General features: G+C 40.8%; 13 protein-coding genes. 1 reads left to right on the top strand and 12 read right to left on the bottom strand.

Annotated elements, in window-relative coordinates; translation table 11 throughout:
• The first annotated feature begins 55 nt into the window (after positions 1–55).
• Positions 56–1,333 carry an MFS transporter gene (locus GSQ84_RS06800; protein ID WP_158796502.1) on the top strand — a complete coding sequence of 426 codons (1,278 nt, stop codon included), beginning with the start codon at positions 56–58 and terminating at the stop codon, positions 1,331–1,333.
• Between the two features lie 84 nt (positions 1,334–1,417).
• Here the strand turns inward: GSQ84_RS06800 and GSQ84_RS06795 are convergent, their stop codons facing one another.
• From GSQ84_RS06795 to GSQ84_RS06745, 12 genes are all read right to left on the bottom strand, one after another.
• Positions 1,418–3,394 (bottom strand): alpha-L-arabinofuranosidase C-terminal domain-containing protein, encoded by a 1,977-nt coding sequence (locus tag GSQ84_RS06795; protein ID WP_158796501.1) that lies wholly within the window; start codon positions 3,392–3,394, stop codon positions 1,418–1,420.
• Between the two features lie 21 nt (positions 3,395–3,415).
• A complete protein-coding gene (locus tag GSQ84_RS27800) occupies positions 3,416–3,667 on the bottom strand; it encodes a hypothetical protein (protein ID WP_216848886.1) in 252 nt (83 codons plus the stop codon).
• A gap of 88 nt (positions 3,668–3,755) precedes the next feature.
• Entirely contained in the window at positions 3,756–5,357 is a 1,602-nt protein-coding gene (locus GSQ84_RS06790; protein ID WP_254070796.1) for an alpha-N-arabinofuranosidase, read from the bottom strand.
• A gap of 261 nt (positions 5,358–5,618) precedes the next feature.
• Positions 5,619–7,358 carry an ABC transporter ATP-binding protein gene (locus tag GSQ84_RS06785; protein ID WP_158796500.1) on the bottom strand — a complete coding sequence of 580 codons (1,740 nt, stop codon included), beginning with the start codon at positions 7,356–7,358 and terminating at the stop codon, positions 5,619–5,621.
• A gap of 90 nt (positions 7,359–7,448) precedes the next feature.
• Positions 7,449–8,012 carry a ribosome recycling factor gene (gene frr, locus GSQ84_RS06780; protein WP_158796499.1) on the bottom strand — a complete coding sequence of 188 codons (564 nt, stop codon included), beginning with the start codon at positions 8,010–8,012 and terminating at the stop codon, positions 7,449–7,451.
• Between the two features lie 27 nt (positions 8,013–8,039).
• A complete protein-coding gene (pyrH, locus tag GSQ84_RS06775; protein ID WP_158796498.1) occupies positions 8,040–8,747 on the bottom strand; it encodes a UMP kinase in 708 nt (235 codons plus the stop codon).
• Positions 8,748–8,785: 38 nt separating this feature from the next.
• Complete coding sequence (gene nagA / locus GSQ84_RS06770) at positions 8,786–9,892, bottom strand: N-acetylglucosamine-6-phosphate deacetylase (RefSeq protein WP_158796497.1); 1,107 nt, start codon at positions 9,890–9,892, stop codon at positions 8,786–8,788.
• A 77-nt stretch (positions 9,893–9,969) separates the two neighbouring features.
• Positions 9,970–10,806 (bottom strand): translation elongation factor Ts, encoded by an 837-nt coding sequence (gene tsf, locus GSQ84_RS06765; protein WP_158796496.1) that lies wholly within the window; start codon positions 10,804–10,806, stop codon positions 9,970–9,972.
• A 101-nt stretch (positions 10,807–10,907) separates the two neighbouring features.
• Positions 10,908–11,732, bottom strand: a complete 825-nt coding sequence (rpsB, locus tag GSQ84_RS06760; RefSeq protein ID WP_158796495.1) for a 30S ribosomal protein S2 — start codon at positions 11,730–11,732, stop codon at positions 10,908–10,910.
• Between the two features lie 18 nt (positions 11,733–11,750).
• Complete coding sequence (rpsI, locus tag GSQ84_RS06755) at positions 11,751–12,137, bottom strand: 30S ribosomal protein S9 (RefSeq protein ID WP_090555613.1); 387 nt, start codon at positions 12,135–12,137, stop codon at positions 11,751–11,753.
• A gap of 16 nt (positions 12,138–12,153) precedes the next feature.
• Positions 12,154–12,597, bottom strand: a complete 444-nt coding sequence (gene rplM, locus GSQ84_RS06750) for a 50S ribosomal protein L13 (protein ID WP_158796494.1) — start codon at positions 12,595–12,597, stop codon at positions 12,154–12,156.
• 104 nt (positions 12,598–12,701) lie between these two features.
• The gene (locus GSQ84_RS06745) at positions 12,702–13,058 is read right to left on the bottom strand and encodes a hypothetical protein (RefSeq protein WP_158796493.1); all 357 of its coding nucleotides are present in this window, start codon (positions 13,056–13,058) and stop codon (positions 12,702–12,704) included.
• Positions 13,059–13,161 lie beyond the last annotated feature (103 nt).

Below are 13,161 nucleotides of genomic sequence, written 5' to 3'. Positions count from 1 at the left end.
TAAAAAGCCTTAGCTCTAACAGTTAAACCTTACCTTTACTGCAAATCATTCGCCCTTGGACAGCCCCAAAATCGTAGAAAAAAAAGATCCATATGCGGCCCTGCGTTTCAGGGAATTCAGATCATACCTTGGTATGCGTTTCTTCTTCACCTTCGCTTATCAAATGCAGGCCGTAATTATCGGTTTCCATATTTATCATTTAACAAAAGACCCACTTTCACTAGGATTAATAGGGCTTTGCGAAGCGATCCCAGCTATAGGTATTGCCCTTTATGGTGGATATATAGCCGATAAATCGGAAAAAAGAGGACTGCTCTTAAAAATCTTCTGCTGTGTTTTCCTGAGTTCGTTTATTATGCTGATCGCCACATCAGCAAAAATGAGCCCCTATATTCCGGTCGGCTATATCATTCCGATCATGTATATCTGTGTTTTCTTTATCGGAATTGCCCGCGGATTTTTTAATCCCGCTACTTTTTCCCTGATGGCGCAAATTATTCCTAAGGAATTGTATCCCAATTCCACCACCTGGAACAGCTCTACCTATATGACCGCCTCTATTGTCGGGCCGGCGGCAGGTGGATTAATTTATGGTTTCTTTGGTATTACCGCTACTTATGTGGTTATCCTGCTGTTCATCGCCATTGCTTTAGTTTGTATCTTCTTCCTGAAAAAACACCCCGCAACTTATATCCCTAAAGAGAGCATTATGAAAAGCCTCAATGAAGGTGTTCAGTTTGTCTTTAAAAATAAAATTATGCTGGGTGCAATGAGTTTAGACCTCTTCTCTGTATTTTTTGGCGGTGCCGTGGCCTTATTACCGGTATTTGCCAATGATATTTTAAAAGTAGGATCTGAAGGATTAGGCCTGATGCGCGCTGCATCATCGGCTGGATCTGTTTTAACCATGCTGGCTATGGCCAGAATCTCTCCAATGAACAGACCATGGAGAAACCTGCTGATCGCCGTAGTTGGTTTTGCTACCAGTATCATCTGTTATGGATTATCAAAAAATTTCTATCTGACCCTGGTATTCCTGTTTTTGGAAGGTGCATTTGATAGTGTAAGTGTATTGATCAGGTCTACCATAATGCAACTGCTTACCCCCGATCAAATGCGGGGCAGGGTATCTGCAGTAAACAGCATGTTTATTGGCTCTTCCAATGAGATTGGCGCGTTTGAGTCGGGCTTAACGGCAAGATTGATGAGAACTGTTCCTGCAGTAGTATTTGGCGGTTGTATGACCATTGTAGTTGCTGGTATCACTTACACCAAAACCAAAAGCCTTTTGGGCCTGACGCTGGATGAAATTAATGCGAAACCGGTTAACTAAATTTATAATTTTACCGCCGGCCAGCCATTTATCCAATTGAATTCCTAAAACATACAAATAACAGGGCGGTGATAGTTTTCATAATTATTTCATTGGTATACGTACAATATTGAACGAATAAGGCTGTAAACTAAGGGCAACTCCATTGTTCTTAACGGCTAGAGTTTGTTCCTTAGGGCTAAGGTTAATAGCATTGCTGAATGAGTTTACCGCATTCAGGTTTGCATTTTGCATCAACGTCAATTTACCTTTTGAAGCGAGTTTTTTGCCATCTACTTTGATATCCCTGGTTACAGGAGATGAGGAAGTATTAATCACTTTAACAATCAGTTCATTGGTTTTCCGTTCTATCACTGCAGAAGCATAGATGCTATCCTGTCCTTCTATTAACTTTCCGTCTTCCAGAATGCTCACTACATCAGTTCCTTTATTCAAAGAATATAATTTCTGCACATAATAATTAGGGGTACCATATACTTTCAGATTGTCTACCCAGATCATATCTGGTGTCCATTGCCAGCCATCTATCTGTGCAAACAGAGGAGCGTAAGAAGCCATATGTACCACATCAGCATTTCTTTCCAGCCCGGTCATAAAAGCAGCTTCTGCCATTCCGCATTGCCAGGCATTCCTGTTTGTTGGAAGTGCGATACCTACACTTTGGGCTGCATATTCTCCGGCAAATACTTTGGAGCCATTTTTATCATAATTGTCATAACGGTTTGCATTTTTCAGAAACCATTCCGGTGAACGGTAATAATGTTCATCAATGATGTCTGCTTTCATTTTCCGCAGGGAGGTATTGAGCAGATCAAAGCGCTCGCCATTCGGATCTGTCCCTGAACTGTTCACCAGCTTAATTTCAGGATACCTGCTTTTCAAAGCTTTTGTAAATAAAGCCAGGCGCTCTAAATATTGCGGGCCCCAGTTTTCATTACCTATACCCATCATCTTTAAATGGAAAGGTGCAGGATGCCCCATATCAGCCCTGATCTTACCAAATGGTGTAGTTATGTTCCCATTGGCAAACTCTATCAGGTCGAGCGCATCCTGTATATAAGGCTCCAGTTCATCCAGCGGAACTAGTTCTGCAGTGTTAAACTGACAGGCCATTCCGCAGTTTAGAATAGGCAAAGGCTCTGCGCCTATATCCTCAGACAACTGGAAGTATTCGTAAAAGCCTAAACCAAAAGTTTGGTAATAATCTGGCGCAGGGCGGTGTTTAAATTCAGTATTCCAGCGGTTGATGATCAGCTTGCGGTCTTCTACCGGCCCTATGGTTTTTTTCCATTGGTAACGGGTAGATAAATCGCGGCCTTCAACAATACATCCACCGGGAAAACGGATAAATCCAGGTCTCATATCTGCCAGCATTTGAACCATATCGCCACGAAGACCACCTTTTCTGTGTTTCCAGGTATCTCCGGGAAACAGGGAGATCATATCCAGATCAATCTGTCCTGTACCTTCAAACCAAAGGTTAAAGCTGGCTTTCTCTACAGTTTCATTTGCAATGAAGCTTACCGACTGGCGCTTCCACTGGTTATCACTTCCTTCTGGGTTCAGCACGCCGCTTCCCAATACTTTACCGGTACTGTCTATCAGTTCCGCATGCAATTTTACTCCCGGAGAAGTCTGCCTGTAGAAAACAGAGAAATCATAAGACAAGCCCTTTTTAACACCTATTCCCTTAAAACCTTCGTTTGTTATACTTAGATCTCCCTTGTTCACTGCCGTAGATTTTACACGCAGAAAACGGGGGTTATTGACATCCTTTTCCTGCCTGTTTAAAATCAGCAGGTCGCCTTCTTTTAATTGAGTGCCCTGGGTAGTCCAGCCCATCAGCGGAGCAGCAAACTCAAAAGACCTGTTTTTAATTAACTCTGCATAGATACCGCCATCTGCACCCATGTTGATGTCTTCAAAAAACACGCCCCACATTTCAGGCTGCACCTGTGCAGTGATCTGGCTGGGATTAACAGTGATTATCTTTTTTTGTGCCCTTACATTCAGTAAACTGAATACGGCTAAAGCTGTAATAACAATTGGTTTAAAGTTCATCTGTATTGATTTTATATCAGCTTAGTTCAAAGCTTTTAATCCTTCTGTGGTCATTCTTATGCGCTGCATGGTGCCATCTGTGTTATAATTCAGCCGGTCTATACAGACAGACCTTCTGAAGCTTCCCCCGTTTGTTGGGATAGACCCGTTATGATAAATGAAGTAGGACTTCCCTTTAAAATCGATGATCGCCTGGTGATTGGTATTGGAATTTCCTGCTATTTCATTCAGGATCCCTTTAAAAACCCAGGGGCCTGTCACCTTACGGCTCATGGCGTAAGCGATCTTTTCCGGGAACTGGTAGGAATAGGAAAGATGATATCCGTTGTTTATTCATGCTGTCTCTTAAAAAATTGATCAATTAGTTTAAATCCAGCGTGGCCAATGAAAACGGAGGAAGTTTTACTTTCAGTTTTCCGTCTTTCAGGGCTGCTCCTTTAAAAATAGCTGGTTTAATCAGATCAGGTTTTTCAAATGTATTGTGATCATCTATTTTAGCCGAAGTCAGTATTCTGCCTTTTACTGATTTATACTGCCGCCCGGTAATATCAATTTCTATTTCCTCACTTTTACTGCTGTTGATATTCACAACCGATACGTGTATTACTCCTTTGGCATCTTTAGAAGCCGATACAGAAACGGAAGGTAGTTTCTCCCCACCAAATACATAGTCATCTGTTTTAACTTCTACAGGAAGTAAAATTGCATCCTGATGCACCTTGTACATTTCCATCACATAATAAGTAGGCGTAAGGATCATCTTTTCCTTACGGGTTAATATGACTGCCTGTAAAACATTTACACATTGCGCCAGGTTGGCCACCTTCACACGATCACTGTGGTTATTAAAAATATTCAGTGTGGAACCTGCAATCATAGCATCACGCATGGTATTCTGCTGATATAAAAATCCCGGATTTGTACCCGGCTCTACATCATACCATCCTCCCCATTCATCAACCACCAAAGCAATTTTTTTAGACGGATCGTATTGATCCATAATAGCCGTATGTTTCCTGATCAGTTCATCCATCCGCAAAGCAGTTTTCATGGTTTCGAAATAATTCTGCTCAGTAAATCCCGTTGCGGGACCTTTCTTCTCCCAGCTGGGGAAGGAATAAGAATGCAGGGCGATGCCGTTCATCATATTCAATGGAATACCTTTCATCAGGGTTTCCGTCCAGTGGTAATCATCCACATTGGCACCTGAGGCAATTTTAAATAAATTATTTCCCGACATGAAAGTCGAGTACTTGCGGTATTCACCTACGTAATACTCCGGTGTCATATTTCCACCGCATCCCCAAGCCTCGTTCCCTACGCCCCAGAATTTAACATTCCATGGTTTCTCCTGTCCATTTTTAACACGCAGATCAGACATCGGGCTTTTGCCGTCAAAATTTACATATTGCACCCAGTCGGCCAGCTCCTGTACCGTCCCGCTTCCGGTATTACCTGCCAGATAAGGCTCTGCTCCCAACAATTTACACAGATTCAGGAAATCATGCGTTCCAAAACTATTGTCCTCGGTTACGCCTCCCCACATGGTATTAACTACAGTAGGGCGTAGACCTTTTGGCCCTACACCATCTTTCCAATGATAACGGTCGGCAAAACAGCCGCCCGGCCAGCGGAGGTTCGGAATATTAAGATTTTTTAAAGCCGCAATAATATCATTTCTTACCCCCGCAGTATTTGGAATGGAAGAACTGTCCCCAACAAAAAAACCGTCATAAATAGACCTGCCCAGATGTTCTGCAAAATGCCCATAGATATTTTTACTGATAGTGCCAGACGGCCGATCTGCATGTAAAATAACCGTCGTTTGCTGTGCAAAAAGCACGTTGATACTGCCAGCTGTTAAAGCGGCCAGACAGCTAAGCCGGAGGAGAGTTTTTTTGAAGATCATAATCCCTTTAATTTCATCATTCAAGGTTTCGCCGTATAATCCTGGCTTTGACATCCTGTAACAGGATAGCTTTTAATTATCTGGGCTAATTTATATTTGGTATTTTTTTGAATTGATTGCTCAATTATAAGCCTAATGTAGGAAAAAATCATTAATCGTCAACTTAACATTTAAAAAATAATAAATGTAACATTCCAATCAGCTGAATCCTTTTAAATACGAACTAATAAGCGATGATAAAAAGTTTACATACACAAAAAAGGGGCTGATCATAATGAATGAACAGCCCCTTCTTAAACGGATATTACTCCTGGTTTATCTTTCTCCTACCTGCTGGCGCCACATGGCATAATACAGGCCTTTCTCTGCAAGGAGTTCTGTATGTTCTCCCTGCTCAATGATATGCCCTTTTTCCAGCACATAAATCCTGTCAGCATGGCGTATCGTAGATAACCTGTGTGCAATAAGGATAGTAATATGATTGGTATGATCAGATACTTCCCTGATCGTACCTGTAATTTCTTCTTCTGTTAATGAATCCAGTGACGAAGTGGCTTCATCAAAAACCAGGATATCTGGTCTGCGAAGTAAAGCGCGGGCAATAGAAAGCCTCTGTTTTTCACCTCCGGATACTTTAACCCCTCCTTCACCGATCACCGTATCCAATCCTTTGTCCGCACGTGACAGCAGACTTTGACAGGCAGCCTGTTCCAATACATTCAGACATTCCTCATCGGTAGCCCCCGGACGAACAAACTGAAGATTTTCCCGGATTGTTCCAGAAAACAGTTGTGTATCCTGTGTTACAAAACCTATTTTCTCTCTTAACAGATCAAGATCGATTTCCTTACTGGTGATGTTATTGTATAACACTTCCCCCACAACCGGCTGATACAAACCAACCAACAGCTTAACCAGCGTAGTTTTTCCTGATCCTGAAGGACCAACAAAAGCGATGGTCTCTCCATCTTTTACCTTAAAACTGATCTCATTCAGGGCATTTGTTTTACCTGTAAGGTGCCTGAAACTCAAATCAGAAAATTCAAGGGATTCAATTTTATTCAGTTTTTTAGGATTTAATGGTTTCTGGTCAATCGGCGTACTCAGGATATTCTTAAAGTTACCAAGGGAAACTTCAGCCTCCCTCCAGGAGAGGATTACATTGCCCAGTTCCTGTAAAGGACCAAAAAGGAAAAATGAATAAAACAGAAACGAGAAATACTGTCCTGCGGAGATCGTATTTTCAAAGATGAGGATCAATAACACGACAACCATAATACTTCGTACCAGGTTAACGGTAGTGCCCTGTACAAAGGCCATGCTTCTTACATACTTTACCTTTCTCAATTCCAATCCCAGGATCTTGTAAGTTGTTTTATTTAAACGCTCTATTTCCTGACTCGCCAGGCCTAAACTCTTTACCAGCTCGATGTTTCTCAGTGACTCAGTAGTAGAACCCGCCAGCGCTGTGGTTTCAGCCACAATCTTTAGCTGTATAGTCTTTATTTTTCTGCTCAGGAACCAGCTTACAAAGCTGATAATCGGAATAGCCGTAAAATAAATTAACGTTACTTTATAACTTACGGCTACAGAATAGACGATAACGAAAACCATCCCGATCAGACTTACAAACAGGATACTGATAAAAGCGGTGATAAATTTTTCACTGTCGAGTCTTACTTTTTGAAGAATACCCAGTGTTTCACCGCTGCGCTGATCTTCAAAAACCTGGTAAGGTAATTCCAGTGAATGTTTAAGTCCGTCGGCATACATCTGTGCGCCCACTTTCTGCACCACGATACTGGTAAAATAATCCTGAAAGTTTTTCGCGATCCTGGATACCATGGCAGCGCCCACGCCGAGGCCCACTAAACCCAATACACCCAATACAAACTCATGATGGCTCAGGACATTTTTCTTTTCTATAAAACGGTCGACAATACGACCAGTGATGTAAGGATCGAGCAGGGAAAACCCGATGTTGATAGCTGCCAGCAGGAGTGCAAGGCAAACTATCCATTTATAATTCTTAAGATACTGTACTAATAGATTCATTTGGAGATAATAAAAGCACGAAAATAAACAAAGGGAATCTAGCAAAAGCTACATTCCCTTTAAATTACGATTACATTATATTTCTGGTTGTTAAACCGTCATTACATCTTTTTCTTTTGCTTCAGCATGTTTATCTACTTTCACAATATAAAGATCTGTGATTTTCTGAACTTCTGCCTCACCAGCTTTGATGTCATCATCAGATACGCCTTCACCTTTGAGTTTTTTAATTTTCTCATTGGCATCCTTACGGATATTACGAACCGTAATACGACCACGCTCTGCTTCTTCTTTAACCTTTTTTACCAGGTCTCTTCTGCGTTCTTCAGTCAGCGGAGGTACACCTAAACGAATAACGATACCGTCATTCTGCGGGTTGATCCCGATGTTTGCTTCCATAATAGCACGCTCAATAGGAATGAGCATGTTTTTTTCCCATGGCTGAACTAATATAGTTCGTGCATCGGGTGTATTGATACTTGCTACCTGGCCCAAACCTGTTGCACTGCCATAATAGTCTACCATAATTCCATCCAGCATACCTGCTGAAGCCTTACCTGCACGTATTTTGGTCAGTTCAGATTCACAGTGAATAATTGCTTTATCCATTGTTGCCTGAGCATCCTGTAATTGTTTTTTTATGAGGTCATTCATAATTTAGTTTTCAAAAATATATTTTTATTAAACTTTAACCAGGGTACCGATTTCTTCTCCCTGTGCAATTTTCATAAAGTTTCCTGTTTTGTTCATATCAAAAACGATAATCGGCAATTCATTCTCCTCGCAAAGTGTAAAAGCGGTCATATCCATTACGTTTAATCCCTTTGCATATACCTCTTTGAATGAGATTTCGGAGTAACGTGTTGCATTAGGGTCTTTTTCAGGATCGGCAGTATAGATACCATCTACACGGGTTCCTTTAAGTACCACATCAGCTTTAATTTCAATAGCGCGCAAAGCTGCTGCAGAGTCTGTAGTGAAGTAAGGATTACCGGTTCCGGCACCGAAAATAACCACACGGCCCTTTTCCAAATGTCTTACTGCTCTTCTGCGAATAAAAGGTTCACAGATCTGTTCCATTTTAATGGCTGTAAGTAATCTGGTTTTTAATCCTACTTTCTCTAGTGCATCCTGCAAAGCCATACTATTGATCACTGTGGCCAGCATTCCCATATAATCTGCCTGAGCACGATCCATACCTGATTTTTCTGCACTCAGGCCTCTGAAAATATTACCGCCGCCAATAACAATAGCAACTTCCAGGCCCTGGGCATGAACAGCTTTGATTTCTTCAGCGTATTGTTTTACAACTGCATTATCAATACCATATTGCTTTTCGCCCATCAGCGATTCTCCGCTTAACTTTAGTAGGATCCTTTTATACTTCATGACTCCAAAAATAACTATTTGTTTTAATTAATTAAGATCTATTGTTCAACTCCTTCCAGAAATACCTTTTGCAGGGCCAAATCATCTGATAACAGCAATAAAGTGGCAGCCTTTCCGGCCTCCAATGCTCCCAGACGATCCTCCAGATGGAGAACACGTGCCGGATACAATGAAGCCATATTTAAGGCATCATAAAGAGGTATGCCGCAAAACTGTACACAATTCTTCACGGCGTCATTTAAAGTAATGTTAGAGCCTGATATCGTACCCTCACCCGTTACATATCTACCACCTTCTAATCGGTGTTCATAGGGGCCTATATTACAGGCAGTAACCGCATCCGTGATCAGGAACAATCTTTCCTTCATCAGCGTGTAGCTCATTTTGACGATCTCAAAATCAACATGGGAACCATCGGCAATAATACTTGCCATAGCCAAAGGGTGATTGAACACAGCAGCTGGCAGGTTTGGATTTCTATGGTGTATAGAAGGCATGGCATTAAAGAGATGCGTGGTGGTTGTAAAACCAGCGCTGAAAGCCTGATTGGCCTGCTCGAAATTTGCATCACTATGTCCCAGGGAGAGAACGATCCCCTGATCAAGCAGGTAATTAATTACCTCATCATCCTGCAGTTCGTGGGCAATGGTCATCATTTTAACTACACCATCTGCCTCTTCGACTATTCTTTTCACCTCATCGAGGGTAGCCTTATGCACGTATTTTTCAGGATGGGCACCCAATCTTTTAGGGTTCAGATAAGGACCTTCCAGATGGAGGCCTAAAAAACCTTTGGCATTTGGACGATAAGCTTTAGCAGCAGCAATGGCCTCATAAACAATGTCCATGGTATTGGTAGCTACACAGGCCAGGAAACCAATTGTACCTTTACTGATCAGATCAGCATCCATCTGCTCCAGCGTTTCAGCTACCGGGTAAGCGGAGAAAAGGTTTCCGCCGCTTCCGTATAACTGCAGGTCGATAAACCCGGGCGAAACGTAACATCCTTTTGCATCAATAATTTCATAACCTGAAGGTACCGGACCAGTGATCAATTCCCTGATCAGTCCGTCGGCTATCAAAATAGAAGAACCTGTATCCAGTTGTGTACCGCGAAAAAATTTACAATTTGTAATTGCTATCATATGCATTGGGATTTGCTAAATATAGCGCAAAAAAAAGTCCCTTAAAATAAGGGACCTTTTTAATTATCATGAAGGAACTATGATCCTAATTGAACACGTTTAAATGCTGTAACCGTTAAACCGTTAGCAGTATCATTTAAAAATTTACGAACATCTTTAGAAGAATCCTTAACAAATTCCTGGTTTAATAAAGTGCTGTCTTTGTAGAATTTATTCAATTTACCAGCAGCAATTTTTTCAACCATTTCTTCAGGTTTACCTTCAGCACGGATTTGCTCTTTAGCAATTTCCATTTCACGTTCGATCGTGTGTGTATCTACGTCAGCTTTATCTAAAGCTACCGGGTTCATTGCAGCAATTTGCATCGCTACATCTCTACCTGCTTCAGCAGCACCGTCTACAGCCTGGTTTAAAGCAACCAAAACACCTAAACGATAGTTACCGTGGATATAAGGAACAACTTTATCACCTGATACAGTTTCAAATTTAGAGATACCTAATTTCTCTCCCATTTTACCTGTGTTTTCGATGATGATATCAGAAACTTTCTGACCATCAACTTCAAGAGATAATAATTCTTCCAGGGAAGCAGGATTTTTTTCAACTGCTAAATCAGTGAATTTATTTGCCAGGGCAATGAATTCAGCATTTTTAGCTACGAAATCTGTTTCACAGTTTAATTCAACTACAACACCGCGTTTTCCATCAGTGGTAGCTTTTGCAATTACAACGCCTTCGTTAGAATCACGATCCTGACGACTTGCTGCAACTTTAGCACCTTTTTTACGTAAGTAATCAACCGCAGCTTCGAATTCGCCATTGGCCTCTATTAATGCTTTTTTGCAATCCATCATACCGGCACCGGTTTGTTGGCGTAATTTGTTTACATCTGCTGCAGAAATTTGTACTGACATTTTATTTTCTTTTTAAGTTTTTATCTAAAAAATTATGGGTTGTATATTGTTGTTGTAAGTATAACCCGCAACGCACAACATACAACCCAAGAATATATTAATTAAGCTTCGCTTGTTCCTTCTTCAGTTTCAGCGTTTTCTTTTCTAGCTCTTCTTGCGCCTGGTGCAGCAGCTTCAGGAGCGTCAGCAGCAGTTTTAGCAGCTACAGCTTCTTTTTCAGCTTCATCATCTTTTTCACGTTTGCGCTCATCTAAACCTTCTTCAATTGCTTTGATGATTACATCGGTAATTAAAGAGATAGATTTAGTTGCATCATCATTCGCCGGAATAGGGAAATCGATGTTAGACGGATCAGAGTTAGTATCTACCATTGCAAAAGTTGGAATGTTTAATTTCAACGCTTCGCTAACAGCGATATGTTCTTTTTTAACGTCAATTAAAAAGATAGCAGCTGGTAAACGGTTTAAATCCGCGATACCACCTAATAAGCTTTCCAATTTGATACGCTCACGCTGAATCATCAAACGCTCTTTCTTAGACAGAATAGAGTAAGTACCGTCTTTAGTCATCTTGTCGATGTTAGACATCTTTTTGATGGACTTACGTACAGTCTGGAAGTTAGTTAACATACCACCTAACCAACGTTCAGTTACGAAAGGCATGTTTACTTTTTTCGCTTGTTCAGCAACAATTTCTTTAGCTTGTTTCTTAGTTGCTACGAATAAGATCTTACGACCTGATTTTACAATCTGTTTGATTGCTGAAGCAGCTTCTTCAGTTTTAGTTAAAGTTTTGTTTAAATCTATGATGTGAATACCATTGCGTTCCATAAAAATATATGGGGCCATTTTGGGATTCCATTTGCGGGTAAGGTGACCAAAATGTACACCTGCATCCAATAAGTCTTGATATGTAGTTCTTGCCATTGTGTTTGTCTCTTAGGATTAACGTTTACTGAATTGGAACTTCTTACGTGCTTTCTTGCGACCTGGTTTCTTACGTTCAACCATACGCATATCACGGGTCATTAACCCTTTAGCACGTAATGCTGGTTTTTTCTCAGCATCTAATTCGACAATAGCTTTAGCGATCGCTAAACGAACAGCTTCTGCCTGGCCTTTAATACCGCCACCTGCTACGTTTACTTTTACGTCATATTGACCGATCAGTTCTGAAACTTCAAAACTCTGGTTAACGATGTATTGTAAAGGTAGTGTTGGGAAATATACTTTGTGATCTTTACTGTTTACAGTAATGGTACCGTTGCCTTCTTTCATGTAGATTCGCGCAACAGCAGTTTTTCTTCTTCCTGAAGTATTAGTAACTGACATTTCTTTCTTCCTTTAATTAAAGTGTAATGGTTGTTGGTGATTGTGCTGAATGAGGATGCTCAGAACCTGCATAAACAAAAAGATTGGTGTATAATTTAGCACCAAGTTTTGTTTTAGGGAGCATACCTTTAACGGCTTTCTCGATAACACGTGTAGGATGTTTCGCCAATAACTCTTTTGGAGAAATGAAACGCTGACCACCTGGATATCCAGTATACGAAGTATACGTTTTATCGGTTAGTTTATTTCCGGTCAACTTAATCTTGTCTGCATTGATAACGATCACATTATCGCCGCAGTCTACGTGTGGGGTGTACTCAGGCTTGTTTTTACCACGGATGATCATTGCGATCTTCGATGACAAGCGCCCCAAAATCTCGCCTTGTGCATCAACAACAACCCACTGTTTGTTAACAGTTTTAGCATTGGCAGAGACAGTTTTGTAACTTAACGTATTCACTTGCTTGTATTTAATTTGTTAAACAATTATTTATTCTCCCTAAGATTTAGGGACTGCAAAGATAGATTAAAATGTGTAATTATCAAATGGTTACTCATCTTTTTTTACTCTTTTTTTGCCCTGCTCAAAAAGAGATGGAAAAGTAATAGCAGCGTAAAGAGTATTCCAGCAGCGACCAGCCCTACCGTAGCCCCCGGATAATAGCTGTGTTCAACCGCATCCAACAGCAGCTGAAGCGCACTATAACCTATATATAAAGCAAACAACAGCGTTATCGCACCAAAAAACCATTGAAAGACAAACCATTTAATTTGTTCCCGATCCAGGCTAAGCAATGTGAGCCAGTTAAAAACGATGACTGAAAGCAGTCCGGAAACTACCCAGTAACCAGCATTCTGCAGATAGCTCAGGAAATAAACAACTGATAAAATCAGGTTGAGATAGGATAAATTCTTCAGCATAACTTTATCATTGACGCAAATACCGCCCCAAAACTGAATAATTTCCAATAAATGAAGAACTATTTTATAACGGCATTGTTATACTCACACTAAAAGACAGTTA

It is taken from the genome of Pedobacter sp. L105 (assembly GCF_009765875.1).
Lineage (GTDB): Bacteria > Bacteroidota > Bacteroidia > Sphingobacteriales > Sphingobacteriaceae > Pedobacter.
This window is presented reverse-complemented; position numbering and strand designations above follow the sequence as displayed.